The organism is Chryseobacterium sp. KLBC 52 (assembly GCF_003347605.1).
GTDB lineage: Bacteria > Bacteroidota > Bacteroidia > Flavobacteriales > Weeksellaceae > Chryseobacterium.
In genome coordinates this window covers 47,613-72,548 of the sequence record NZ_QDFZ01000017.1, presented here as the reverse complement: position 1 = coordinate 72,548, position 24,936 = coordinate 47,613, and the positions used below count along the sequence as shown (strand labels likewise).

Below are 24,936 nucleotides of genomic sequence, written 5' to 3'. Positions count from 1 at the left end.
TAAAAAAAGAACAAAATGTTAAATAATAAAAAGATTGCTGTTGACTTTGACGGGACTATTGTTGATGATGCTTACCCGGCCATTGGAAAACCGAAAACTTTTGCATTCGAAACTTTGAAAAGACTTCAGTCTGAAGGATTCAGATTGATACTTTGGACTTACAGACACGGAAAAACGTTAGATGAAGCAGTAGAATTTTGTAAAAAAAATGGAATAGAATTCTATTCTGTGAACTCAAGTTTTGAAGGAGAAGTTTTTGATCCTGAAAATCAGTCCAGAAAATTAGATGCAGATTGGTTTATTGATGACAGAAACTTAGGAGGATTTCCGGGATGGGGCGAAATTTACAACATCATTCAGGAAAGAATAGAATTCCGCGTTGAAGGAAAAGAAGTTCTTGCTTATTCAAAACTTAAAAAAGAAAAGAAAAAAGGACTTTTTTGGTAAAATATAGAAATTAGAAGCCTGCTATTAGAGGTTAGTTTTTTAATATCAAGTGCTTTTGGTCTTTTATAATTTATAGGAGAAAGTTCAGTAGATGATGGGAAGTAAAAATAAGCATAACGCTGGCTTCTGACATCTAATATCTAACATCTATACAACAATGATTCAATTAAAAACGATAGACGAATTACGTCTGATGAAGGAGAGTGCCCGACTGGTTTCTAAAACATTGGGAATGTTGGCAAAAGAAATTAAACCGGGGATTACTACCTTATATTTAGATAAACTGGCTCATGATTTTATTAAAGATCATGGTGCTGAACCCGCATTCTTAGGATACGGAGGATTTCCAAACTCTCTTTGTATCTCTCCGAATGAGCAGGTAGTTCATGGTTTCCCAAACAAAGATGTAGTGAAAGAAGGAGATGTTCTTTCTGTAGACTGTGGAGTTATTCTTAACGGTTTCGTAGGAGATCATGCCTATACTTTTGAAATCGGGGAAGTAAAACCTGAGGTTAAAAAATTATTGCAGGTTACCAAGGAATCTTTATACAAAGGAATTGAGCAGGTTGTCAGAGGAAAAAGAATTGGAGATATCTCCCATGCCATCCAGACACATTGTGAAAAAGAAGGATATGGAGTAGTAAGAGAGCTTGTAGGACACGGATTGGGTAGAAAAATGCACGAAGATCCACAAGTTCCTAACTATGGAAGACAAGGAAGCGGAAAAGTAATTAAAGATGGTTTAGCCATTGCAATCGAGCCGATGGTTAACATGGGAACTGAAAAAGTAAAGTTCCATAATGATGGCTGGACAGTAACTACTTTAGATAATATGCCATCTGCTCACTTCGAGCATGATGTAGCAGTGATCAATGGTAAGCCGGTATTGCTTTCTACATTTGATTATGTATACGAAGCTTTAGGGATTGTAAGTGATGAAGAAAAGCAGTTCCAACTGGATTTTTAATGAAAAAGGTAACGAAGCTTTTACTGAATAAAATTCCACGCCCTATGCTTATTAAAATGAGCATCTGGGCAAGACCGCTTATTTATCAGTTTTTCAAAGGTGACAAATTTTTTGATCCTATTGATGGAAGATCTTACAGAAAATTCCTTCCCTACGGATATGGAAAACAAAGAGAAAATGCACTTTCTCCCGGAACGTTGAGTTTGGAAAGACACCGCCAGATGTGGCTGTATCTTCAGAACGAAACCGATTTTTTTATTAAAAATTATAAAGTGCTGCATATTGCTCCCGAACAGGAATTTTTGAGAAAGTTCAAGAGAATGAGCAACCTGAATTATATTTCAGCAGACCTCTATTCTCCCATTGTAGATGTGAAAGCTGATATTCTGGATTTACCTTTCGAAAATGACAGTTTTGATATCATTTTCTGTAATCATGTGCTGGAACATATTGAAGACGATGCCAAAGCAATGAGCGAGCTGTACAGGGTAATGAAACCTGGCGGATGGGGAATTCTTCAGGTTCCGATGAAAAATTCGTTGGAGAAAACCTACGAAGACTTCACGATAAAAGACCCAAAAGAACGTCAGAAACATTTCGGACAGTACGATCATGTTCGTTGGTATGGAATGGATTATTTTGACCGCTTAAGAAAAGCAGGCTTCGAAATAGACCCCAACTTCTATTCACAGAAATTCTCTGAAGAAGAAATAAAAAAATTCGGGATAAGACATAATGAAATCTTACCTGTAGTTTATAAAAAATAAGATAAAAACCGTTTCAATAACTGAAACGGTTTTTTATATATATGAAATATTCTGTTTTTATTCTTTGACAAAAGGATAGGACTTATAATTTTCTATCGTTACAATATATTGCCCTTTCTGTAAACTGCTAGTATCAAGTGATGTTTTGTTGCCGTTAGTTGTGGTTTCAAACACCAGTTTTCCTGACAAATCGTAGATCTTAAGAGGAAGGTTTTTCTCAATATTTTCAAGATGCAAAATTTCTTTTACAGGGTTAGGGTATGCTTTGAAATTTTTCGTTACTGCAGCAGCTTCTTTAGTGCTCAATTGGTCAGTATTGTTATAGTAGATTTTATTTCCCGAAGGATCTGTAATCACCAAAGTCTTTACACTTCCGTTGGTTGTGATCTGATAACTGTATATTGAGGCGTAAGCTCCTAAGCCATAAATGTCACAGTTTTTCTGATCATAGGCACGCACAGGCGCTGCATTTCCTCCGTTATAGAACAAAAGAGTACATGCGTTTGACGTTTTGATCAGATTGTTGCTTCCGGGCATAATCCCGAAACCCATCATAGAAGTGTTGTAATATCTGGAATTAATAACATAGCTCGTTCCTCCCGCCGAATTAAATGTAGTCGCGGGAACTCCGTTATCTATTAAAGGTGTATTGGTAGTCTGCCCGCTGCTTGTTACCATTTTGGAAATATACCAGTTGTTGGAAAGCAATTCGGAGGTTTGCTGGGCAGTCAGTAAACCACCTGCTAAAAGGAATAGAATTTTTTTCATAGATTAAAAGTTTCCGGTAAAGATATAAAAGAATTTCTTTTTCTTGTCAAATAAATCAAAACCTGAAAATGATTTAAAAAACCGCCTTCAGTACGAAGACGGTTCCCATTTTTAAATATAGATAGAAATTTATGCGCTTTTTAATGTGAGGAAGAAACAGCCTTTAATCCTACCACAGAGCCAATAAGCGTTACAATAAAAAATACTCTCCAGAAACTTACAGGATCCTTAAAGAATATAATTCCCATTAAGGCAGTTCCCACAGCTCCGATTCCCGTCCATACCGCATAAGCAGTACCAATAGGCAAAGTTTGAGTAGCTTTGATCAGTAAAAGCATACTGATTGTCATTGTGATCAGAAATCCTGCATACCAAAGGTACATTTCAGTTCCGGATGTTTCTTTTGCCTTTCCCAGACATGATGCGAAGGCAACTTCAAATAATCCTGCGATAACTAATATTAACCAATTCATTTTTTAAAATTTTACTACTGCAAATTTCAGAATTTGACAGGAGAAAAAATTTTACAATTGTTAAAAAATGAAATTGAGAATAGTTGTAAAGGAAGGAAGATGGAAGCTGGAGGATTTGAATAGGAGACTGCCATCAGATCAATAGGAGTGGAATTTAGTCCGCTTATAATATAAAAGATCATTCCGTTGGCTTTAGCCCAAACATAAATTAAGGATCAAAGAATTTTTTAATCTACTTGATTTCGGCCCGTATTCTACTCAAACTTACCTGAGTAATCCCAAGATACGACGCAATATACCCCAGCTGAACTCTTTTAAGTAAGTCCGGCTGATAATTAATAATATCTTTATAACGTTCCAGAGAAGTTTTGAACTGCCTGGAAATAATCAGTTCTTCAGATTTTATCATTTCTGCTTCTGCCAGCTTTCGTCCCCAGTTGGCAATATGGATATCTTCATTGAACAGTTTTCTTAGGTTTTCCGTTTCCATTCGGTACAGATCACAGTCTTCAAGTAACTCAATACTTTCATAGCCAGGTTTGTCCTCTACATAGCTTTTCATCGAGAGAATACATTGTCCCTCACTTCCGAACCAGAAAGTAATATCATTGTCAGCTGTTGAAGAATAAGCGCGTGCGATCCCTTTTCTTATAAAATACAGATAAGGAATCACTTTATCAGCTTCCATCAGACAAAAGCCTTTAGGATGGGAAACTTCGGTGATATGCCCTTTTAAACTGTTTTTTGAGGTCTCAGGAAGAAGGTAAACCTTATCAAGAATCTGGTCTATATTCATAAAGATGAATTCTAATAGTCAAAAATATCAGTTTTAAGTAATGCAATACAAAATTATCAGATATTTTTTATTAGAAATATTGTAATAAAATTATTCCGAATTCAACTTATTTATCGTCAAAATTACAAAGGAAAGAGCAAAATTCCCCTCCTCTGGAGGGGTGGCGAAAATTCAAAGAATTTTTGACGGGGTGGTTTAAGCTTTTACAATCCTGTATTTCACAATATAACTCTCTTTTTTCTTTAAAAATCAAGATTAACCGTAAAGACCAATTTTGTTTTACTAACTTTGCAGTTCGTAATATTATTTTTATGCACAAAGCTGGATTTGTAAATATAGTTGGAAAGCCCAATGCGGGAAAATCGACCTTGCTTAACCAATTGATGGGAGAGAAGTTGGCGATTGTAACGCAGAAAGCTCAGACAACCCGCCACAGAATTTTTGGTATTTATAATGAAGATGATCTTCAGATTGTATTTTCTGATACTCCGGGAGTATTGGATCCAAAATACGGACTGCAGGAGAAAATGATGGATTTTGTAAAGGACTCTTTGCAGGATGCTGACGTTTTCCTGTTTATTGTAGATGTTACCGATAAAGCAGAACCATCAGAATTTTTAATTGATAAATTGAATAAAATCCCTGTTCCTGTACTTCTTCTCCTAAATAAGGTAGATCAGACGGACCAGGCAGGTCTTGAAAAATTGGTAGAAGACTGGCATGCCAGAATTCCAAAGGCTGAAATTTTACCTATCTCTGCATTGAATGCCTTCAATACAGAAGTTATTTTACCTAAAATAAAATCTCTGCTTCCTGAGAATCCACCTTACTACGATAAAGACCAGTACACAGATAAACCTGAAAGATTTTTCGTTAATGAGGCCATCCGTGAGAAAATTCTTTTGAACTATGATAAAGAGATTCCTTACTCTGTAGAAGTTGTGACTGAACAGTTCAAGGAGAAAGAAGGAATTATCTTTATAGACTCTATTATTTATGTAGAAAGAGATACCCAAAAAGGAATTATTATCGGGCACAAAGGAGAAGCGATTAAAAAAGTTGGAACTGAAGCCAGATTAGACCTTGAGAAGTTTTTCACCAAAAAAATTCATTTAAACCTTTTTGTAAAGGTGAAAAAAGACTGGCGAAAGAACGATAGAGATCTTAAAAATTTCGGTTACAGATAGACTAAAATAGCTTGTAATCCCGTTGTATTAAAAGATTTTTTACTACCTTAGTATAAATTTTTTAGTACATGAACTATAATAATTCAAATTCAAGCTCAATACCTAAAGATATTGTTTTATTAGTGGTGAGAGTGTTTGTAGGTTTTGCCATGCTTTCTCATGGCTTTCCAAAACTTCAGATGCTGCTGGCAGGTGGTAAAATCGAGTTTTTTGATTTTCTGGGATTGGGACCGCAGGTGTCATTGATCCTTACGGTTTTTGCTGAATTTGTTTGTTCAATACTCCTCATATTGGGGCTTTTTACAAGAGTTGCTCTGGGATTTTTAATCTTTACAATGATTATTGCAGGTTTTGTAGTGCATGGAGCAGATCCATTCGAAAAAAGAGAAATGAGCCTTATCTATCTTTCCGTTTATCTTTTGCTTATGGTAATCGGAGCTGGAAAAGCTTCAGTAGATCATATGATTGAAAGAAGAAAAAGAGCTTCAGATTGGTAAGTTTACAACAATATAAAATAAAATAAACAAGGCACTTCAGGAAATGGAGTGCCTTTTCTGTTATTAATAATTACAGTTAGGTAAGCATTCCCAGATCAGGGCTCCGTTTTCATCTCTTACTCTGCAGGCCATAAAGCCTGAATCGCATAATGGAGCACTTCCTCCGTTGATCTTTTTTAAATTTACCTTTGATAATTTTCATATTATTTTAATTTGTAAGATCAATGTAACAAAAAATAAATATGACACCAAAAGGAGTCTTATTTTAATGTTAATATTCTTTTAAAATTCACTACATTCGTAGAAAATGAATTTTATATGAAGATAAAACTGACTATTTGCCTTCTGGCATTTCTCAATTTTTACGATGCACAGGAAAATATTACGTATCAGAAACCTTCTGCTGAGATTTTAAAACTGGCAGATTATGAAAGACCTCCAAGTGTTCTGATGAACAGTAAAAAAGACTGGGTAGTGTTTACTTATCGCCCTACATATAAAACATTGGAAGATCTCAGTCAGAATGAAATGAAACTTGGCGGACTGAGAATCAATCCGGTAACCAATATTTCAAGCAGTATGACCTACTCAAATAATCTGAAGATTAGAAAGATCAATGATAAAAATGAGATTCAGGTAAAAAACCTGCCTTCCAATCCAAAAATTGCTTACGTCTCCTTTTCACCGGACGAAAAGAAACTGGCATTTACCAATACAACAGCTAAAGGAGTGGAGCTTTGGATTGTGGATATGGAAACTGCAACTGCCAAAAAAATTACAGCCGATAATCTGAACGCCAACTTAGGAATGCCTTATATTTGGTATAATGACTCTCAAAACTTTCTGATCAGAACTCTTCCACAAAACAGAGTCGCTCTTATAGATGCAGACAAAGATCTTCCGACAGGTCCGATTGTTTCTACAGCTGATGGTAAAGTCTCTCAAAACAGAACCTATCAGGATCTTTTGAAGAACCCTCAGGATGAAAAGAATTTTGAAACCCTTACTGCTTCTGAAATTTATAATGTAGATCTTACAGGAAATCTTAAGAAACTGAAAGATCAGGATATGTATGCCGGCTTAAGTTTTTCTCCGGACGGAAATTACCTGTTGGCTACCGTGATTAAAAAACCATTCTCCTACATAGTGCCGCTCAGCAGATTTCCATCAGCAACATTGGTCTATGATATGAAAGGAAATACTGTAAAAACAGTAAATGATGTTCCTTTGAATGAAATCATGCCAAAAGGATTCTCCTCTGTAAGAACCGGAAAAAGAAGTATGGCATGGAGAAGTGATGCTCCTGCCACTCTTACCTTTGCTGAAGCTTTGGATGGAGGAGATCAGTCTAAAAGCGCAGATTTCAGAGATGAGATATTTACCTGGGAAGCTCCGTTTACAGCATCTCCTAAATCCTTCTTCAAAACAAAACAAAGATATAGAGACGTAGTCTGGACTAATGATCATTATGCCATTGTTTCTGAAGGCTGGTATGACACAAGAAATACAAAATCATATCTGCTGGATCTCAACAACGGAGAATCTAAAGTTTTCGATGACCGGAATTACCAGGATGTTTATAGTGATCCCGGAAACTTTAACACTACGAAGAATCAATACGGAAGATATGTGATTGATATGAAAGGTGGAAAAGCTTATCTGATAGGAGATGGGTTTACCAAAGACGGACAACATCCTTTTATTGATGAAATGGATGTAAAATCCCTGAAAAAGAAAAGACTTTACACTTCGAATTTAAAAAATGGTAAAGAAGAAATCATTGATATTCTTAATGCATCAAAAGGTGAAATTCTTACAACTCAGCAGTCACCAAGCCTGTATCCTAATTACTTTAAAAAGAATATTAAATCCAGCAAAGCAGAAGCTGTCACCAACTTTGCCAATCCTTTTGAAAGCATCAAAGATGTTTACAAAGAAGTGATTACTTACAAAAGAAATGATGGTGTTACGTTAACGGGAACTCTTTATCTTCCTGCCAATTATGACAGAAAAGCAAAAAAAGAGAAACTTCCTCTGTTAATTTGGGCTTATCCTACAGAATATAAAGATAAAAATACGGCAGGGCAGAATACCCAAAACCCTAACGATTTTACATTCCCTTACTACGGATCTTTTGTATACTGGACGACGAAAGGGTACGCTGTTCTTGATGATGCTGCTTTCCCGATTATCGGAGAAGGAAAAACAGAACCTAATGATACATTTATTCCTCAGCTCGTAGCCAATGCAGCGGCTGCCATTGATGCGGTAGACCATTTAGGATATATCGACAAAAAGAAAGTGGCTGTAGGAGGACATTCCTACGGTGCATTTATGACAGCAAACCTTCTGACCCATTCTAACCTTTTTGCCTGTGGAATTGCAAGAAGTGGTGCTTATAACAGAACGCTGACACCATTCGGATTCCAGAGTGAGCAGAGAAATTATTGGGATGTTCCGGAAATTTACAACACAATGTCTCCGTTCATGCATGCAGACAAAATGAAGACACCGCTTCTTCTGATTCATGGGGATGCAGATAATAATCCGGGAACATTTACATTGCAGACGGAAAGATACTTCCAGGCACTGAAAAATCTTGGAGCTCCGGTGAAAATGGTTCTTCTTCCCAAAGAAGCCCACGGTTATCAGGCCAAAGAAAATATCTTACACCTTTTATGGGAACAGGATCAGTTCCTTGAAAAGTGTTTGAAGAAATAAATGACAAAAGAGACTGTTTGCTATAAACAGTCTCTTTTTTTGATTAAAAAATATAATAAGGAAGTTGTATTAAAACTTAAAGCGAAGCTCATCTTAATGATCTTATCCTCTTAATAAAACTTAATGGTTTTAAAAATTAAAGATGCTTCAAAATCTCATCAATACTTTTAAGCTCTATAAAATTAGGATGTTCAAGGTTTACATCATGCTGTTCATGACTCCAGGTGACATGATAAGGAATATGAGCAGCATAACCACCGATTTCTAATACCGGCAGAACATCAGATTTGATAGAATTTCCAAGCATCAGAAAGTTTTCAGGTTGGCAGTCGAGATGTTTCAAAAGCTTTTTGTAGTCGTGTTCTTTTTTGTCACTCATGATTTCAATATGATGAAAATAATCCTGTAATCCTGAATTTTTCAGTTTACGTTCCTGATCTAGCAAATCGCCTTTTGTGGCCACAACCAGTCTGTATTTTCCTTTTAAACTTTCAAGAGTTTCGGTAACTCCATCCAATAATTCTATAGGTTTCTGAAGAAGCTCCTGACCAAGAATAATAGCTTTATTGACTAATTCCAATGAAGCTGTATTATTAGAAACTCTAGTGATGGTTTCAATCATACACAGCATAAATCCTTTTACTCCATAGCCATACAGATGGAGATTCTGCATTTCTGTTGTAAACAATTCCTGTGATACCGAATGTTGTGGAAGATAATTCTCAAGGAGTATACAGAATTCTTTTTCTGCTTCCTGAAAATAAGGTTCGTTGATCCAAAGCGTGTCATCTGCATCAAAGGCAATCGTAGTAATATGATTATTCATTTTTGTTTTGTAATTTTCTGTCCGCAAAATTCAATATAAAAAGTCAATAAGAAAAGGACATTTGTCCCGGGTGAATATGCTAAGAACGAATCGGACATTTTTAAACTATCTGGATGAACTGTATAAAAAGCAGAATGATAGTGATGATATTATAGTAAAACCTTTCTCTGCAGGGGATAGAATACTGGTACAGGATCATCAGCTTTCTCATGTCATGCTGATTAAAGAAGGCATTGTCAAATGTTATTTCGTGGAAGAGAATGGAAAAGAATACATTGTAGAATTTCTGGGAAGCGGTGAGGTAATAGGAGAAGTGGAGCTTATCAAGAATATCAATTGCTTATGCAGCATTGAAGCACTCTCGGAAGTTACCGTATATGCTGTAAAGATTCCTGCTTTTAAATCTTTGATTAAAAATGATCTTGTGCTGAACCATCTTCTTTTAGAGTCTTTCGCAGAACGGATTATTAATACATCCAGCAGAGCATCCTATCAGCAACTCTATACGGTAGAACATACTTTGAAACAGTTGCTTCAAATGCAGTCTAAACAAAATATTCAAATTTCCAAAGAAGATATGGCTGCCTATCTCGGAATTGCAGTAAGAAGTTTAAATAGAATTTTAAAAGATTTGAAATAATTTTGTTGAATATGCTAATGGAATTAGGGTAATTTTTCCCGCAGATTGAGGAGATTGCGCAGATTTTTCACTAGCGATCTTAATCAGCATAATTCTCGAGCAATAAAATGATCAGAATTTAATTTTATGCGAGGTAAAATCGTTGCGCCTTAAAAATATTCTAGCTTTCAATCTTATTGCGCCTTTGCGTATTCAAAAACATTAAAACAGATTTGAGTGTTGGTGTTATTTCAAGGGTTTTTTCTGTTTTAATATTAAAATTTGGATAAAATAGATGAAATCTACAGGGGTGTTTTTAAAATTTTGTATTTTTGTATTAGAATTAGTTGAATCTAATATTCATGGAAAAATTAAAATTCAGAAATGCTGAGTTGGCAGATTTAAATAAAATCGTAGCCATCTACAACTCAACCATTGCTTCAAGAATGGTCACTGCAGATATGGAAGAAGTCTCTGTAGAAAGCAAGTTAAAGTGGTTTGAAGAACATAATTCTCAGACAAGACCTCTTTGGATAGTTGAAGATGACCAGAAGCAAACCGTTGGTTGGGTAAGCTTCAGTTCATTCCATGAAAGAGCAGCTTACAGTGGTACGGTAGAAGTGAGCATTTATCTGGATGAAACCTCAAGAGGCAAAGGATATGGGAAAATCATTCTTCAGTATTGCATTGATAACGCTGGAAAGTTTGGAGTAAAAAACCTTGTAGCGCTTATTTTCCTTCATAATGAGCCAAGTTTAAAACTATTCAGGCATTTTGGATTTGAAGATTGGGGAAGTCTTCCTAATGTAGCCATTCTGGATGGTGTTGAAAGAAGTCTGAAGATTTTAGGGAAGAGGATAGATTAAATAGAACATGAAAATAAATACCTTGTGTCTATTTGTGAATTAATTTGTGCTATTGGTGTTTAGAAAATACACATAATCCTGTAGATGTGAGAAAGGACATAATTCAATGTTCTGTTTTAAGAAGAATAAAAAAAGCTGTATCAAATTGAAACAGCTTTTTGCTTTTATGAATTCTGCTTAATTCTTTTTGCAGACATATTCAGGAATCGTTTCACCAGGAAAACAGCGGAGACTGTTAATCCCAGCCCCAGTGCGATCCACATTCCGAATGCACCCATTTCCAAAGTAACACAGAAGAAATATCCTAGAGGAATAGTGATTACCCAATAGGCAATGAAGGTATAAATAGAAGGAATTTTCACATCCTGTAACCCTCTCAGCATTCCCAAAGCGGTTACCTGAATTCCATCAGAAAGTTGGAATAAAGCAGCGATGATCATCAGTTTTGCAGCCAGGGTAATAACTTCTACTTCTTCTTTTTTCGTGAAGAAAGTAGGAAGAATATTTCTGCCTAAAATAAATACCAATCCGCAGATACACATAAAAATAAAGGCAATTTTCAGGTTGTTGATTCCTACCTTTCTCAGTTCCACAAAATTCTGTTCACCCAGTTTTCTACCAATCATGACCGTAGAGGCAACACTGAATCCTACACATAAATTGAAGGTAAATGAAGCCATGCTTAAAGCAATCTGGTGAGAAGCAATATCGTGAGCAGAAATCAGTCCACAGATAAATGCTGCTCCGGCAAACGCGGTTACTTCAAAAAACATCTGTAAAGCTGTAGGTAATCCGAGTCTCACCATTTTATCAAACATCTGCTTTGAGAAATCCTGAATTTTTAAAGAGAAATCTTTGATATAACGTCTTGTTCTTTCTTCTTTCACCAAAACAAAATAAAGAAAAACCACCATGAAAATTCTGGAAATCAGAGTAGCCAGTGCAGATCCTTTTACACCCATTGCCGGAATTCCCCAAAGTCCTTTGATGAAGACATAGTTTAAGGCAATATTGATGATATTGGCAATAATGGTTGCTTTGGTCACTCCAATGGTATAGGATAAACCTTCAGAAACTTCACGAAGCGTCTGAAATGCCATGAATGGAATCATACTGATCACCATGATGCTTAAAAAGCTTACCGTATCAGGAATAATCTTAGCGGGTTGTCCGGAATGATAGAGCAGCGGCATTCCTAAAAGGAGAATGACCATCAGGATAATCCCAACCGACATATTGATAATAAAACCGTGGCTGAACACAGAATTGATTGTAGCGTGATCCTGTTTTGAATGCGCTTCCGAAACCAATGGCGGGATCGCAAATGAAAAGCCCAGTGCTAATACAAATATGGAGAAAAACACAGCGTTTCCCAATGAAACTGATGCCAGGGCATCAGCACCCAACAATTTACCGACAATAATATTATCAAATAAGTTTACTGAAACTTGCCCCACCTGAGTAAGCATTACAGGCAGAGCCAAAGTCAGGCATTCTTTTGTATAATTTTTGTTTAAAAAGTTCATAATATTTTAAGATTCATATAGTTTATTATTCAAATAGGGTCAAAAAAAAAATTTGCAGTGGTAACACTGCAAATTTTTATAATATGGTAAATAATAAGGTATTATTTCCTTACAAAACTTGCAACGTCACCTTCGGAAACAGTGTTTCCACCAAGAATAATCAGCCTCTCGACAACATTCCTTAACTCCCTGATATTTCCAGTCCACGAAAGTGCTTTTAAAGCATCAATAGCTTTATCATCAAACTTTTTCGCAGCAGTACCATGCTCATCAGCAATCATACCCGAAAAATGCTCAACCAATAATTTGATATCCTCTTTTCTTTCATCCAACGGTGGAACATAGATTTCAATAACAGAAAGTCTGTGGTAAAGGTCTTCTCTGAATTTTCCTTCCTCAATTTCTTTCTGCATATTTTTATTGGTTGCCGCAATTACTCTTACGTCAACTTTAATTTCTTTATCACTTCCCACAGGAGAAACTTTGCTTTCCTGAAGTGCTCTCAATACCTTAGCCTGAGCAATAAGGCTCATATCTCCAATCTCATCCAGGAAGATCGTACCACCATTAGCCTGCTCAAATTTTCCCTGTTTATCTTTAATAGCCCCGGTAAAAGATCCTTTTACGTGTCCGAAAAGTTCAGATTCAATAAGTTCAGAAGGAATAGCAGCACAGTTGACCTCCACCATAGGACCTCTTGCACGGTCACTCTGATTATGGATTGCATGAGCTACCAGCTCTTTTCCCGCACCGTTGGGTCCTGTAATCAGAACTCTCGCATCAGAAGCTGCTACCTTTTCAATCATATCCTGAATCTTTTGCAGAGCAGGAGAAGTACCAATCATCTGGTATTTCTTACTTACTTTTCTCTTTAAGGTTTTATTTTCCGTCTGAAGATTCTTATTTTCTTTCTTCAGGGTTTCTTTCACCAATGCATTTTTTACACTTGTAATAAGTCTGTTGATATCAATGGGTTTGGAAATAAAATCATATGCACCCTCTTTCAAACAGGAAACAGCAGAATCGATGTCTGCGTGTCCTGAGATCATGATAAAAGTAGTTTCTGGTTTTAAGGCAAGACTTTGTTTCAAAAGCTCGGTTCCTGAAAGCTTTGGCATTTTAATATCAGAAATCACCAATGCGAAATCTTCTTTTTCTACCTGTTTGTAACCTTCAAGGCCATCTTCGGCAATAACAAATTCATAATCGGTGAGTTCATCCGAAAGAATACTGTGAAGTACTCCCGAGATTGCTTTTTCGTCTTCTACTATAAGGATTTTTTGCATAGTTGCAAATTTAAATTTTTTGTTTCAATTATTAGCAAAAACTGTACCTAAATATTCTATTTGGAGTAGTCTCTTCTCCCAAAAATGGCAGATCCAACCCTCACGGAGTTAGCTCCACACTCGATCGCTATCGGGAAATCGTCACTCATTCCCATTGATAAGGTCTTTAGTGTTTTTAGTTGATTTAATTCATCAAAAAGCTTCTTAAGGGTTGAAAACTCATTTCTAACCTGCTGTTGGTCATCGGTGAATGTTGCCATTCCCATTAAACCAGTCATTTCCACATTGGGAAAATTGCCTGCAATACATTGTTGGAAGAGATCTTTTGCCTCAGAAATTTCAAGTCCGAATTTACTTTCTTCTGCCGCAATTTTTACCTGTAGGAGAACTTTAATCTTCCTGTTGTGTTTTCCTGCTTCTTTATTGATTTCTGTCAATAATTTTTCAGAATCCACACTTTGTATGGTATCTATAAAAGGAGCAATGTACTTCACTTTGTTGGTCTGTAAATGACCAATCACATGCCATTGGATATCCTGAGGAAGGAGAGGGGCTTTTTCCATCAGCTCCTGTACTTTATTTTCTCCAAAAATCTTTTGCCCGAGATCATATACTTCCTGTACTGCAGAAACCGGATGGGTTTTAGAAACAGCAACCAGCTGCACATTGGATGGCAGCTGGTTTTTTATAGCGTTGTAGTTCTCTTTAATACTCATAATACAAATGTCCGAAAATTCTCTGAATGTTCAAAGTGTAGTGATATCAGGTCTGAAGTGGTTATTAATTCAAAACCTCATTGATCTTGGGATACTGAGAGATTTTTCTGAAGACAAACTTGTTGCTCTTCTGCAATTTTTCAATAAACATATCCAGTTCATTGATAGAGTCTGCATCTCTCAGATACTGGTCATGGGTAAGGAATACCAGGTGTCTTGAAGTCTTCTCAAGGTCGTTCAGGAAAATACTGTCTACTTTCTTGATCATGGCTTCATGACTTCCTTTTAAAGTCATTTTTTGAGAAGGTCTCCATTCAAGATCCCAGCCAATTACTTTGTAACCTGCTTTTTTAAGACCATCTGCTGCAGCTGTTGAGCTTTTGATATCTGTTACGTTAATATTGTTGAGTCTCCAGATATTTCTTCCCGGAGTTCTTGCTATTTTATCGGTAAGCTTCAGACTGTCTTTGGCGATATCAAAATCGTGAACTACAGCCTGTGCATTTTTATAAAAATCAGTGTATTTGTTATGGGCATGCGTGAAACTGTGATTGGCAAGTTCTACAAGAGGGTTCTGCTTCAAAAGCAGAAGATCGTCTTTTTGTCTTTTACTTCCATAAGCATGTTTTCCTACCAGAAAGGCAGTGGCACAAACATTTCTTTTGTCAAGGATTTTTAAAAGATTTTCTGTTCCCTGATTGGGGCCGTCATCGAAAGTAAGATAAATTACTCTTTTATCCGGGTCTACACTTTCTTCTTCCTTATTATCGGGGACTATTTCTGCGGAAGGATGTTCCTGTGAACTGACGACGGGGTCAGTATTCACTTCATTTTTGAAATTACAGCTGTTCAGTAATGCTGAAGTTGCACTCATCAATGCAACCATCCCGAGAAAAGTCATATTTCTTGACTTTCCCGCAAAAATTTTTCTCATAAAGATAATGGAATTTAAATTGTTAAAAATCGTTAAAAACAACAGTTGAAAATTAACAAATTATATGCCAAGCTGTGCAGCGTTTTTTCTTTTTAAGTTTATTTTAAGAACTTTATTTTAAGGGAGATTTCCATTACCTGACGAATTGTAAATTTATGATTTTCTTTTCTTTAAAATTTAACATTTATAAATGTGAAAACGATAGTATTTTTCTATGTCTGTTAAGATTTTAATATTCTTCAATTGACGGGGAATTATTTTATTTTAACAAAATCAAATCATTACAGCCCGTCTATTATGTTATAATGCTTTTTAAGTACAGGGAATTTTTGATAGCTGCTGTTCCCCAGGTATTATTGAAGAAAATAAATGAGGTTTGCGTGGTATTTTTAATCTTTTCGGCTAATGCATCCATGAAATCTTTACTATATTCTGATTTGTAAAGAACAGGTTTTCCATGAAGCCTGTAATAGAGTATTTCCGGATGATTAATAATAAGATCTTCGGGAAGATTGCCGGGAAAACTGACCCCTGAGAAAATAATATTGTGCTTTTTTAAAAGATCAAAAATTTCCTTTTGCCACCATGAGTTGTGGCGGAATTCAATGACGTTAAGAAATCTGTGATCAATATTATCAATGATCCGCTCTGTATTTTCTGCTGTGTTTTTAAAGGAAGGAGGAAGTTGGTACAGAAATCCGGAAAGCTTATCTTTCAGACTGTCCTGAATGTGGTCGCAGAAGAGAGCAATCTCATCTTTGGAATTTTCAAGCCGGTTTTGATGCGTAATAGCCTTTGGAATTTTAATGAAAAATCTGAAATCGTCAGGTGTTTCATCATGCCACTTCGTCAGTGTTTTTGAAGTTGGTTTTCTATAAAAAGTAGAATTGATTTCTACGGCATTGAACGCGGTTGAATATAAAGAAAGAAAATCTTTACTTTGGGCATTTTCAGGATATAAAGACCCTTTCCAGTCGTTATTGTAAAATCCCGAACATCCTATGTAAAGATTTTCTTTTGTCATGTTATTATTTTATATCCAGATCCACGGAGTTTAATCTCAATGAATTCAGTATCACAGACAGGGAACTGAAGCTCATGGCTGCAGCTGCAATCATTGGTGATAAAAGAATTCCAAAGAATGGATACAATAATCCTGCCGCAACCGGAACGCCCAGTACATTGTAGATGAATGCGAAGAACAGATTCTCTTTAATGTTTTTGAGAAGTTTTTCACTAAGCAGTTTAGCTTTTGCAACGCCTAAGATATCTCCTTTCAGTAAAGTAATTTCAGCACTTTCAATCGCAACATCTGTTCCTGTTCCCATGGCAATTCCCACATCAGATTGGGCAAGGGCAGGAGAGTCATTGATCCCGTCTCCGGTCATCGCTACGATTTTACCCTGCTGTTGGAGTTTCTTTACCTCATTCAGCTTATCTTCAGGAAGACAGTTGGCTTTGAAATGTTTGATTCCTAATTCATCAGCAACAGCTTTTGCGGTATGTTCATTATCTCCTGTCATCATGATGACGTCTATTCCTTCGCTCAGCAACTGCTTAACAGCTTTTTTCGAGCTTTCTTTGATTTTATCTGTAAAGCTTACGAATCCCAGCACCTGGTGATCCTGTGCGATATAGGAAATCGTATGGGCCTTAGACTGAACTTCTACTGCTTTCTGTTTTAAGCTGTCAGGAATCATAATCTGATGGGAGGTCAGGAGACTTTCATTTCCAAGATAAGCAATCTTACCGTTGATATTTCCTTTTACTCCTTTTCCGGAGATATTCTCAAACTGGTCTACTTTTTCAGCTGTCAGATTCTCTTCTTTTGCTTTTTTTATTACGGCATTGGAAAGCGGATGTTCAGAATTTTGATTCAAAGAAAAAGCCAGTTTTAAAATCTGATACTGATCCCCGTTTATGGTTTCAATATGTTCTACTGAAGGTTTCCCTTCTGTTAAAGTTCCTGTTTTATCGGTAATCAGAACATTTACTTTATTCATCTGCTCAAGAGCTTCTGCATTTTTGATCAGGATTCCGTTTTTAGCACCTTTCCCGATTCCAACCATTAAAGACATTGGAGTGGCCAGTCCAAGGGCACAGGGACAAGCCACAATTAAAACGGCAACAGCATTTACAAAAGCAAATAAGGTTCTTTTTCCTTCCGGACCGAAAAACTGCCACAGGATGAATGTAAGAACTGCAATAAGAATGACTACAGGGACAAACACTTTTGAAACCTTATCTGTAAGTTTCTGGATAGGAGCTTTGCTGCGGCTGGCTTCATTCACCATTTTAATGATTTGGGAAAGAAGGGTTTCATCACCTACCTTTTCTGCCTTCATAATGAATACCTGATTGCCATTTATGGTTCCTGAAGATACTTTATCGTCAACATTTTTTTCAACAGGAACAGGTTCTCCGGTAATCATACTTTCATCTACAATAGAATTTCCCTCGGTAATTTTACCGTCCACAGGAATTTTTTCGCCTGGTTTTACTTTTAATAAGTCGCCTATTTTTACCTGAGAAAGCAGCACTTTCTTTTCCTCTCCATTTATCATGAGATTGGCTTCATCAGGTGAAAGGTTCATTAATTCTTTGATGGCATTTCCTGTTTTTTTATGAGCTGCTGCTTCCATCAGCTGGCCTAAAATGACAAGCGTTAGAATCACGCAGACTGCTTCAAAATATAACGGGATTTCATGATTGTGCCCACGAATTTCATGTGGAATAATGTCTGGAAATATCAGAGCAACAATACTGAAAATAAATGCTGCAGCAACTCCCAGAGCAATAAGGCTGAACATATTCAGGTTCCATGTTTTGAAGGAAAGCCATCCTCTTTTCAACAGAAACCATCCTGAATAAAACATCACCGGAAGTGTTAAAGCAAGTTCAATAAATCCCTGGATCTGATGAGAGAAAGGGAAGTTGATCAACATTCCTCCCATTGAAAGAATGAAAACCGGAATGGTAAAAACAAGTGAAAGAATGAACTTCCTTTTTAATATCGTATAGGTTTCATCTTCGTCATCATCACCACTGTCAGGCATTCTTACGAGATCCATTCCACATATCGGACAGTCTCCTGGTTCGTCACGGATGATTTCCGGGTGCATAGGACATGTGTATTTTGCGGTTTTCTTTTCGGGATATTTTACAAGATCCATTCCGCAAACCGGACATCCTACATTGGAGTCGTAGGTTTTATCGCCTTCACAGTACATTGGACAGTAATACCTGCCTGCCATTTCATCAGTTACTTTAGGGGTTTCATGATGATGGCTATGGTCGTGATGATGGTGAGAATGAGAATGGGAATGAGCGTGATGCTGATGTGAGGTTGCTTTTTGAGCGAGTTCTTCAGTAATTGGCTCTAAATCCATATGACAGACAGGGCAGCTGCCTTTCTCATCGTATACTTTATCCCCTTCGCAAAACATCGGACAATAATGCTTTCCGATACTATCTTTAAAGTTTTCTGGAAGATTGGTTGATGAATAGGTTGGTTTGTGATTAGGATCTTTAGCCAGCTTTTCTTCAATAGGAACCAGATACATTTTGCATACAGGACATCTTTCGCCCTGTTTGAAATATACTTTATCTCCTTCACATTCCATTGGACAATAGTATACCGAAGATGGAGATACACGGTCCTGAGGTTTTACAAAGGCTGTTTCAGGATGACCGGGATCTTCAAGTCTGTATTTTCCTATCTCAGTCAGAGCATCATTTAATACTGAAAGTTTCACTTCATGATCAGAAGTAATGGTGGCGGTATGGGTTTCCAGATTTACATCGGCTTTAACACCATCAACACTGTTCAGTTGATTTGAAATTTTTTTCTGGCAGCCGGAACAGGTCATTCCGAGTATTTTATACTGTTGTTCCATGATTCTTAAATTTATACTACAAATTTCCAAAATGGAAACCTAAGGTTGTTATAAATTTAAGGATAATAGTTATAAAATTAGGTGAGTGGGAGAGTTTGAGAGTATAAGAGTTTGAGTGTTGTAGGGTATGAGTGTTTGAGTGTTTGTTAGTGTGATAGGAATATTTAACTCCTATATGCCTAAACGCTCAAACACTCAAACGTATTAAAGATTGTCAAGCGCTTTGCGATTGTGTTCTTTGAGTTTTTTGAATTCAGTAGGAGTGAATCCGGTCACATTGCGGAACTGGGAAGAAAGATGCTGTACGCTTTTATACCCAAGCTTTCCTGCAATTTCAGTAAGGTTGAATTCGTTGTATAAAAGAAGTTCTTTTACCTTTTCTATTTTCTGAAGAATAAAGAATTGCTCTAATGTGATATTTTCGTTTTGAGAAAATGTCTTGGAGAGAGCACTGTAATCCTTGTGAAGTTTTGAACTTAGAAATTCGGAAAGCAGAAAGTCTTCCGGGATATCAAGGTCGCTTATTTTTACAATGATCAGGTTTTTGATTTTTTCTACAGTCTGATGCGCAGAATCCATAATCCTTTCAAAACCTGTATCAAGCAGTCCTTTTTCTATGAGTTGCATTTTTTCAGGAGAAACATCAGCTTCCGTTTCTACTTCTCCCAGTAAGATATTTGTGATCTTTACATCTGCATTACGGAAAATATTTTCTACTGCCGCAATGCATCTGTTGCAGACCATATTCTTTATGAAAATCTTCATAGGCTGTTGTTTAACCTGTCTTTTACGAATTCTATCTGGGTTTTCCCATGAGGAGCAGGATTGCCTTCTTCGTTAAGATTTACCATGACAATTCTTTCTACGGTAATGATGGTTTGATGAGTCATTTTGTTTCGTACATCACATCTTAAAGTAATGGAAGAAGAGCCGAAATGAGTAGCTTCAATTCCTATTTCTATAATATCGCCTTGTTTGGCTGAGCTGACAAAGTTGATTTCAGAAATAAATTTTGTGACTACTTTTGTGTTTTCCAACTGAATAATAGCATAAAGCGCAGCTTCTTCATCAATCCATTGAAGAAGTCTTCCTCCGAAAAGTGAATGATTGGGGTTTAAATCTTCGGGTTTCACCCATTTTCTGGTATGGTAGTTCATATCTTTTAATAATTTGCAGTACAAATTTAGTGTTAAAAGCTGATCTTTTCAAAAGAATAGTATTTATTGATCTGAAAATAATCATTCATTTTCTCAATCATTTTCTTTTGGAACGCATGGCCTTCGTTTTTGCTATGGAAGGGTCATTCAGCAATTTTTGATATTCTTCACTTTCTATGGCAATGAGCGCGACCTTTCCTTCTATATTATGATGGAATCCAAATCCATATTTTTTCGCTAAGGGAGAACACCGGAGGCAAGGCTGACCTTTGGAAAAGAACTTTTCTCTTTCAAGCTCCTGTTCACTTTCCGGAATTTCATTTTTAATGGCGTAGCATTCAAAAATGAGATCATCAGAGGAATATTGATAAGGACTTTTTATAAGTTTCTCATACTGGAGATTGGCGAGTGTTTTGTCCTTCTTTTCGGGAGGAATCTGTGCGCGGAAAACGGGACAGTCTTCGGCTACTTCAATGAATGTATTGGTATAATTTGTGGTGTAAGATTTCATATTTGGTTTCAGTATTTAAAATTTTATGAATAACAGGGAAGTAAGGAAGTTGATCAATAGACTATTGTCTGTCATATTGACTTGATTTTGAGGACTCAGCGTTGGCATTTGCTTTAAATATTTAACTAATTTTATAATAAAATGTATTGTTATGTAATTGATTAGTATTCAATGGGTTAAAATAGTTTTATGCACTTTTTTTATTTGTAGATTCAACATAATGTGAGAAATATTTAAAAAAAGCTTTGATTTGAAATTTTTAATTGTATCTTGCATACGTTTATATTTGGAATCAATATTTGTTCATTAATTTATGTTGTTTTTCTTTTATATACCAAATTTTTATTAATTTTTTAATTTATTTAAAATGAACATTTTTGTTTCAAACATCAATTACGCAACTAAAGAGTATGAGTTGCACGATCTATTCGCAGAATTTGGGGATGTATCATCAGCTAAAATCGTTACAGACAGAGAAACTGGTCGTTCCAGAGGTTTCGGTTTCGTAGAAATGGGTGATGAAGAAGGAAAGCAAGCTATTGAAGCTCTTAACCAAAAAGAATTTAACGGAAAAACTCTAAACGTATCTGAAGCTAAGCCAAGAGAAGAGAAGCCAAGAAGAAGCTTCGATAACAACAGAGGTGGAGGTTATGGTAACAACAACAATAGAGGCGGAGGCTATGGTAACAACCGTGGCGGAGGCGGAAATCGTTGGTAAAAATATGAAGCGGCTTTTAAGCCGCTTTTTTTATGGAATTTAATTTCCAGTGAATCATTTGATTATAACTTGGGTTGGAAAATGATGATGTTTTGGCATAATTTTAGAAATTATCAATCAATCAAAAAATAATTATAATGAAAAAACATTTATTAGCATTAATGATGGTGTTTGGTGGGTTGCTGGTCAACGCACAAAGCATTTATGCAGGACAGACCATAAGACAGGACAGAAAATACTGGGCAGATAATAATGAATATTACCTGATCTTTCAGAATGATGGAAATCTGGTTTTTTATAACAGATCCGGTGCACCTGCATGGGAATCAAAGACCACCAACAGAGGAGTAAGAGCAATTTTTCAGGAAGATGGTAATCTTGTAGTGTATACCCGTGGAAATGGTGTTGCCTTCAGTTCAAATACTGATGGTAAGGGAGCTGATAAATTATCAGTTCAGGATGATGGTAATCTTGTTATCTATAATGGTTCCAGTCCTTTATGGGCATCTAAAGGCGGTATCAGAAATAATAATGGCTGGGGAAACCGTAACCGTTACGGAAGCAATGATTATGTTTCAACAGGCTACAGATTCCGCAAAGATGCAAAATTGTATTCTTCAGACGGACGTTACTATCTGGTTTTCCAGGATGATGGTAATCTTGTTTTAGCTAATAGAAACGGAAATGCTATTTGGGCTACAGGAACAGATAATAGAGGAAGCAAAGCTGAATTTCAGGGTGACGGAAACCTTGTAGTATATGATTCTTATAATAGAGCCGTGTGGAGTTCAAATACAGAAAACAGAGGTGCTGTAAAACTTACAGTACAAAATGATGGAAATCTTGTGATCTACGGAAGAAATTCTCCGCTTTGGAGCTCCGGAACCAACAGATAAATCATACAACACGAAAAAAAAAGAGACTATCCACAAGATAGTCTCTTTTTTATGCTTATTTTAATTTTATAAGGATGTAAACGTTTTCGTAATAAATACTGGCATTGTCATCTTCAGAGTACTTTTCTCTTGTAATTTCACTGAAAATAAGTTTAACGTGATATTTACCTAAATCAGATTCCATTGCAATTTCAGGAATTACTACATTTCCTTTCTTGTTTTTATTTTCCTCAAATAGTTTAATGATCTGTGGTCCGAAATCTATTTCTTCCTGATCATTTAAACTGAGTTTTAATGAGGATTTTTCTGTCAGGTCATCTGTCAGCTCAAACTGGTCATTATTCAGTTGTTGGGGATCCCTGCTATACCGATGGAAAGAAATTAAATATTGATAATTTCCGATTTCTACAGCCTGTTCTTTACGAATAAGAACGAGTCTTTTCATTTCATATGCTCTGTTTTTTACGGTGACATTCACATCTGAGAACTTATTCTGAATATCGTAATTGATACTATAAAATGTGCCATTTTTAATATTGTCGGCTAATTCAGCCTGATCTTTTTCGTTCAGTAAACCAGATAGAAATTCACCTTGTTTTCTTTCAGCCAGAAATTCAAATTTGCTGGCAATTTCATTACGAACCGTATCTGTAACTTTTTTCTGAAAATTAATCTTGCCGGCACTCATTAGCTGATGCTGGTTTAAAATATTCATCAATTCTGCTTTCTGGCTTCTCTTAGCCACACTGAATGCATTAAGGTATGGGAAAACCAATGCAAAAGCACCAAATAAAAATAAGCTGACAGGAATGAACTTTATCGTAGTTTTTTTGTTGAAAATAAAGTAAACAACAGTGCCTAACAGCCATAGGGCAAGCAGGAGAACGAAATACCTTGGTTCTGTATAACCATATTCTAAAATTCTAGTAAAAATAGCAGTGAAAAGCAGAATGATCAAAGGAACAATGGTATAATAGAATGCTTTTGAAAATATTCTGACCCAGGATTTTGCGTTTTCTTCTTTCAACGGATGAACCAGAAGTAATGCAAGGATGCCAACAATGCTATACGCTAAAACAAGGTAAGAAACCCAGCCTCTTGGAAGCTGCCAGTTGATTACTATTTTAACAGAATAAAAATAAAGAATTGTTACATAGATAAGGAGTAACGGAATTAAAATAAACTGAGTGAAAAATTTCAAAACAACAGGATAGGTACCGTCTTTTTCAAGATTATTTAAGCCTTTATCATTAAATAAAAGGAAAATAAAACTGCTTCCAAAAATAGCGAGAACAAAGAATGTATCTCTGTAAATTCTGTCATGAAAATTGAAATCAAAAAGTTTATCAACCGCTAAGATGGCTAATTCCACACCGCCTGTAAGAACTCCTGTAAATACGGCAGTGAGAAAGATATTGATAAAAAGATTTTTGTTATACTGCCAGAATCTGAGCTCTCTGTCTTTCTCCAGAAATGGAACAAATGATACCAGTAAGTGGGAAAGAAGAGCAGTAACAGCAATGATATATCCATAAACTTCTGTAAACCCATTCTTCTTATCAGGCAGAATAAAATAAAAACCTATAAGAAAAATAATACCGGATGCCTGTAGTAATATCTCTTTCCCGATCCTCTGTGACAACATTTTTAATGCAAACATCAGAGAAATTCCGAGACATGTACAAATGGTGAACTTTATATAAGAAGTAATTTCACTGCGCTCTGTTTCCACAATACATATGGTCCCAATAGAAGCTAATAAAGCCATGACCAAAATCATTGGATATCGGAAAATGACTTCATTGGCCCGGCTTAGAGTTTCCTGGAATTTTGTTTTCATGATTTGGTGTTTTTAAGGTTTAGATTAATCTTTTTTCTTTTTTTTCTTTTTGTCCTTGTCTTTTTCTTTCTCTTTTCCCTTGGTTTTCTTTTCTTTTTTAGGATTCAGGATTTCTTCAGCAACTTCGAACTTAGGTTCTTCCACTTTGGCTGGCTTTATTTCGATTTTTAGATCAAAATAGCCCTTCATATCTTCCTGGGAAATTAATTTTTCACTTAATAAAAGCTCCAGAATTTCTTTCCCTGAGTTATTAAAAAAGTTGTGAGAAAGCTCTTTTAACAGGAATTTTTTATACTCTTCTAAAGGAACAAGCACGCTGTATTTGAAGATTCTTCCTTCTTTTACAGTAGATAGATAGCCTTTTTCAACTAATATTTTCAAATAAGTGGAAACCGTGTTCTGGTGTGGTTTCGGTTCCGGATGCTGCTCCATAACGTCCTTCAGATAGAAAGATTCCATTTTCCAAAACAGCTTCATAAAGTTTTCTTCTGCGGCAGTAAGATGATTTATTTTCATAGAGTA

Annotated in this window: 25 protein-coding genes; 10 read left to right on the top strand and 15 right to left on the bottom strand. The window is 36.0% G+C overall.

Annotated elements, in window-relative coordinates; translation table 11 throughout:
* Window positions 1–15 precede the first annotated feature (15 nt).
* The 3 genes from DDF69_RS17405 to DDF69_RS17395 all read left to right on the top strand — a co-directional run bounded on the left by DDF69_RS17405 (window position 16) and on the right by DDF69_RS17395 (window position 2,181).
* Window positions 16–447, top strand: coding sequence for a BT0820 family HAD-type phosphatase (locus DDF69_RS17405; RefSeq protein ID WP_034696738.1), 432 nt, complete (start codon window positions 16–18; stop codon window positions 445–447).
* A 157-nt stretch (window positions 448–604) separates the two neighbouring features.
* Window positions 605–1,414: a type I methionyl aminopeptidase gene (gene map / locus DDF69_RS17400; RefSeq protein WP_114821895.1), complete on the top strand. Its 810-nt coding sequence runs from the start codon at window positions 605–607 to the stop codon at window positions 1,412–1,414.
* On the top strand, window positions 1,414–2,181 hold the full coding sequence (locus DDF69_RS17395) for a class I SAM-dependent methyltransferase (protein ID WP_114821894.1): 768 nt from the start codon (window positions 1,414–1,416) through the stop codon (window positions 2,179–2,181). The genes map and DDF69_RS17395 overlap by 1 nt, the downstream gene beginning before the upstream one ends.
* A gap of 57 nt (window positions 2,182–2,238) precedes the next feature.
* Here DDF69_RS17395 and DDF69_RS17390 read toward each other — a convergent pair whose 3' ends face one another.
* The 3 genes from DDF69_RS17390 to DDF69_RS17380 all read right to left on the bottom strand — a co-directional run bounded on the left by DDF69_RS17390 (window position 2,239) and on the right by DDF69_RS17380 (window position 4,218).
* Window positions 2,239–2,949: a T9SS type A sorting domain-containing protein gene (locus tag DDF69_RS17390; RefSeq protein ID WP_114821893.1), complete on the bottom strand. Its 711-nt coding sequence runs from the start codon at window positions 2,947–2,949 to the stop codon at window positions 2,239–2,241.
* A gap of 140 nt (window positions 2,950–3,089) precedes the next feature.
* Window positions 3,090–3,422, bottom strand: coding sequence for a DMT family transporter (locus tag DDF69_RS17385; RefSeq protein ID WP_089691156.1), 333 nt, complete (start codon window positions 3,420–3,422; stop codon window positions 3,090–3,092).
* Between the two features lie 232 nt (window positions 3,423–3,654).
* On the bottom strand, window positions 3,655–4,218 hold the full coding sequence (locus DDF69_RS17380; RefSeq protein ID WP_114821892.1) for a Crp/Fnr family transcriptional regulator: 564 nt from the start codon (window positions 4,216–4,218) through the stop codon (window positions 3,655–3,657).
* 311 nt (window positions 4,219–4,529) lie between these two features.
* Between DDF69_RS17380 and era the strand changes: the two genes are divergently transcribed.
* The 3 genes from era (at window position 4,530) to DDF69_RS17365 (ending at window position 8,623) form a co-directional block, all read left to right on the top strand.
* Window positions 4,530–5,405, top strand: coding sequence for a GTPase Era (gene era, locus DDF69_RS17375; protein WP_062670247.1), 876 nt, complete (start codon window positions 4,530–4,532; stop codon window positions 5,403–5,405).
* Between the two features lie 68 nt (window positions 5,406–5,473).
* Window positions 5,474–5,902 carry a DoxX family protein gene (locus DDF69_RS17370; RefSeq protein WP_114821891.1) on the top strand — a complete coding sequence of 143 codons (429 nt, stop codon included), beginning with the start codon at window positions 5,474–5,476 and terminating at the stop codon, window positions 5,900–5,902.
* A gap of 318 nt (window positions 5,903–6,220) precedes the next feature.
* Window positions 6,221–8,623, top strand: a complete 2,403-nt coding sequence (locus tag DDF69_RS17365) for a prolyl oligopeptidase family serine peptidase (protein WP_114821890.1) — start codon at window positions 6,221–6,223, stop codon at window positions 8,621–8,623.
* Window positions 8,624–8,759: 136 nt separating this feature from the next.
* On the opposite strand, the gene DDF69_RS17360 is transcribed toward DDF69_RS17365, so the two are convergent.
* A complete protein-coding gene (locus DDF69_RS17360) occupies window positions 8,760–9,449 on the bottom strand; it encodes an HAD family hydrolase (protein ID WP_114821889.1) in 690 nt (229 codons plus the stop codon).
* A 76-nt stretch (window positions 9,450–9,525) separates the two neighbouring features.
* On the opposite strand from DDF69_RS17360, the gene DDF69_RS17355 reads away from it, so the two are divergent.
* Window positions 9,526–10,089 carry a Crp/Fnr family transcriptional regulator gene (locus DDF69_RS17355; RefSeq protein WP_114821888.1) on the top strand — a complete coding sequence of 188 codons (564 nt, stop codon included), beginning with the start codon at window positions 9,526–9,528 and terminating at the stop codon, window positions 10,087–10,089.
* 341 nt (window positions 10,090–10,430) lie between these two features.
* On the top strand, window positions 10,431–10,934 hold the full coding sequence (locus tag DDF69_RS17350) for a GNAT family N-acetyltransferase (protein WP_114821887.1): 504 nt from the start codon (window positions 10,431–10,433) through the stop codon (window positions 10,932–10,934).
* A 164-nt stretch (window positions 10,935–11,098) separates the two neighbouring features.
* Here DDF69_RS17350 and DDF69_RS17345 read toward each other — a convergent pair whose 3' ends face one another.
* From DDF69_RS17345 to DDF69_RS17305, 9 genes are all read right to left on the bottom strand, one after another.
* Complete coding sequence (locus tag DDF69_RS17345; RefSeq protein ID WP_114821886.1) at window positions 11,099–12,460, bottom strand: MATE family efflux transporter; 1,362 nt, start codon at window positions 12,458–12,460, stop codon at window positions 11,099–11,101.
* A 101-nt stretch (window positions 12,461–12,561) separates the two neighbouring features.
* Window positions 12,562–13,746 (bottom strand): sigma-54-dependent transcriptional regulator, encoded by a 1,185-nt coding sequence (locus DDF69_RS17340; protein ID WP_114821885.1) that lies wholly within the window; start codon window positions 13,744–13,746, stop codon window positions 12,562–12,564.
* 56 nt (window positions 13,747–13,802) lie between these two features.
* Entirely contained in the window at window positions 13,803–14,462 is a 660-nt protein-coding gene (locus DDF69_RS17335; RefSeq protein WP_114821884.1) for a YggS family pyridoxal phosphate-dependent enzyme, read from the bottom strand.
* Between the two features lie 64 nt (window positions 14,463–14,526).
* On the bottom strand, window positions 14,527–15,396 hold the full coding sequence (locus DDF69_RS17330) for a polysaccharide deacetylase family protein (RefSeq protein WP_114821883.1): 870 nt from the start codon (window positions 15,394–15,396) through the stop codon (window positions 14,527–14,529).
* A 295-nt stretch (window positions 15,397–15,691) separates the two neighbouring features.
* Complete coding sequence (locus tag DDF69_RS17325; RefSeq protein ID WP_114821882.1) at window positions 15,692–16,420, bottom strand: DUF72 domain-containing protein; 729 nt, start codon at window positions 16,418–16,420, stop codon at window positions 15,692–15,694.
* A gap of 4 nt (window positions 16,421–16,424) precedes the next feature.
* The gene (locus DDF69_RS17320; protein ID WP_114821881.1) at window positions 16,425–19,292 is read right to left on the bottom strand and encodes a heavy metal translocating P-type ATPase; all 2,868 of its coding nucleotides are present in this window, start codon (window positions 19,290–19,292) and stop codon (window positions 16,425–16,427) included.
* 204 nt (window positions 19,293–19,496) lie between these two features.
* Window positions 19,497–20,057 (bottom strand): helix-turn-helix domain-containing protein, encoded by a 561-nt coding sequence (locus DDF69_RS17315; RefSeq protein WP_114821880.1) that lies wholly within the window; start codon window positions 20,055–20,057, stop codon window positions 19,497–19,499.
* Complete coding sequence (locus DDF69_RS17310) at window positions 20,054–20,449, bottom strand: acyl-CoA thioesterase (RefSeq protein WP_034696721.1); 396 nt, start codon at window positions 20,447–20,449, stop codon at window positions 20,054–20,056. Before DDF69_RS17310 ends, DDF69_RS17315 begins: the two co-directional genes overlap by 4 nt.
* A 97-nt stretch (window positions 20,450–20,546) precedes the next feature.
* A complete protein-coding gene (locus DDF69_RS17305) occupies window positions 20,547–20,960 on the bottom strand; it encodes a DUF6157 family protein (protein ID WP_114821879.1) in 414 nt (137 codons plus the stop codon).
* 367 nt (window positions 20,961–21,327) lie between these two features.
* Here DDF69_RS17305 and DDF69_RS17300 point away from each other — a divergent pair, with 367 nt between their 5' ends.
* Both DDF69_RS17300 and DDF69_RS17295 read left to right on the top strand, forming a co-directional pair.
* Entirely contained in the window at window positions 21,328–21,678 is a 351-nt protein-coding gene (locus DDF69_RS17300; RefSeq protein ID WP_034696719.1) for an RNA recognition motif domain-containing protein, read from the top strand.
* Window positions 21,679–21,815: 137 nt separating this feature from the next.
* The gene (locus DDF69_RS17295; RefSeq protein ID WP_114821878.1) at window positions 21,816–22,574 is read left to right on the top strand and encodes a hypothetical protein; all 759 of its coding nucleotides are present in this window, start codon (window positions 21,816–21,818) and stop codon (window positions 22,572–22,574) included.
* Window positions 22,575–22,629: 55 nt separating this feature from the next.
* Here DDF69_RS17295 and DDF69_RS17290 read toward each other — a convergent pair whose 3' ends face one another.
* Together DDF69_RS17290 and DDF69_RS17285 are read right to left on the bottom strand one after the other, a co-directional pair.
* Entirely contained in the window at window positions 22,630–24,414 is a 1,785-nt protein-coding gene (locus DDF69_RS17290) for a DUF4153 domain-containing protein (protein ID WP_114821877.1), read from the bottom strand.
* Between the two features lie 24 nt (window positions 24,415–24,438).
* Window positions 24,439–24,930, bottom strand: coding sequence for a BlaI/MecI/CopY family transcriptional regulator (locus DDF69_RS17285; protein ID WP_114821876.1), 492 nt, complete (start codon window positions 24,928–24,930; stop codon window positions 24,439–24,441).
* Window positions 24,931–24,936: the final 6 nt, after the last annotated feature.

Coding starts and splice junctions, on each gene's coding strand:
- DDF69_RS17405 (WP_034696738.1), top strand. CDS start 16: ATGTTAAATAATAAAAAGATTGCTGTTGACTTTGACGGGACTATTGTT.
- DDF69_RS17385 (WP_089691156.1), bottom strand. CDS start 3,422: ATGAATTGGTTAATATTAGTTATCGCAGGATTATTTGAAGTTGCCTTC.
- DDF69_RS17370 (WP_114821891.1), top strand. CDS start 5,474: ATGAACTATAATAATTCAAATTCAAGCTCAATACCTAAAGATATTGTT.
- DDF69_RS17310 (WP_034696721.1), bottom strand. CDS start 20,449: ATGAACTACCATACCAGAAAATGGGTGAAACCCGAAGATTTAAACCCC.
- DDF69_RS17350 (WP_114821887.1), top strand. CDS start 10,431: ATGGAAAAATTAAAATTCAGAAATGCTGAGTTGGCAGATTTAAATAAA.
- DDF69_RS17355 (WP_114821888.1), top strand. CDS start 9,526: ATGCTAAGAACGAATCGGACATTTTTAAACTATCTGGATGAACTGTAT.
- DDF69_RS17365 (WP_114821890.1), top strand. CDS start 6,221: ATGAAGATAAAACTGACTATTTGCCTTCTGGCATTTCTCAATTTTTAC.
- DDF69_RS17395 (WP_114821894.1), top strand. CDS start 1,414: ATGAAAAAGGTAACGAAGCTTTTACTGAATAAAATTCCACGCCCTATG.
- map (WP_114821895.1), top strand. CDS start 605: ATGATTCAATTAAAAACGATAGACGAATTACGTCTGATGAAGGAGAGT.
- DDF69_RS17390 (WP_114821893.1), bottom strand. CDS start 2,949: ATGAAAAAAATTCTATTCCTTTTAGCAGGTGGTTTACTGACTGCCCAG.
- DDF69_RS17285 (WP_114821876.1), bottom strand. CDS start 24,930: ATGAAAATAAATCATCTTACTGCCGCAGAAGAAAACTTTATGAAGCTG.
- DDF69_RS17380 (WP_114821892.1), bottom strand. CDS start 4,218: ATGAATATAGACCAGATTCTTGATAAGGTTTACCTTCTTCCTGAGACC.
- DDF69_RS17330 (WP_114821883.1), bottom strand. CDS start 15,396: ATGAGAAAAATTTTTGCGGGAAAGTCAAGAAATATGACTTTTCTCGGG.
- DDF69_RS17325 (WP_114821882.1), bottom strand. CDS start 16,420: ATGACAAAAGAAAATCTTTACATAGGATGTTCGGGATTTTACAATAAC.
- DDF69_RS17360 (WP_114821889.1), bottom strand. CDS start 9,449: ATGAATAATCATATTACTACGATTGCCTTTGATGCAGATGACACGCTT.
- DDF69_RS17295 (WP_114821878.1), top strand. CDS start 21,816: ATGAAAAAACATTTATTAGCATTAATGATGGTGTTTGGTGGGTTGCTG.
- DDF69_RS17345 (WP_114821886.1), bottom strand. CDS start 12,460: ATGAACTTTTTAAACAAAAATTATACAAAAGAATGCCTGACTTTGGCT.
- DDF69_RS17290 (WP_114821877.1), bottom strand. CDS start 24,414: ATGAAAACAAAATTCCAGGAAACTCTAAGCCGGGCCAATGAAGTCATT.
- DDF69_RS17335 (WP_114821884.1), bottom strand. CDS start 14,462: ATGAGTATTAAAGAGAACTACAACGCTATAAAAAACCAGCTGCCATCC.
- era (WP_062670247.1), top strand. CDS start 4,530: ATGCACAAAGCTGGATTTGTAAATATAGTTGGAAAGCCCAATGCGGGA.
- DDF69_RS17300 (WP_034696719.1), top strand. CDS start 21,328: ATGAACATTTTTGTTTCAAACATCAATTACGCAACTAAAGAGTATGAG.
- DDF69_RS17320 (WP_114821881.1), bottom strand. CDS start 19,292: ATGGAACAACAGTATAAAATACTCGGAATGACCTGTTCCGGCTGCCAG.
- DDF69_RS17340 (WP_114821885.1), bottom strand. CDS start 13,746: ATGCAAAAAATCCTTATAGTAGAAGACGAAAAAGCAATCTCGGGAGTA.
- DDF69_RS17305 (WP_114821879.1), bottom strand. CDS start 20,960: ATGAAATCTTACACCACAAATTATACCAATACATTCATTGAAGTAGCC.
- DDF69_RS17315 (WP_114821880.1), bottom strand. CDS start 20,057: ATGAAGATTTTCATAAAGAATATGGTCTGCAACAGATGCATTGCGGCA.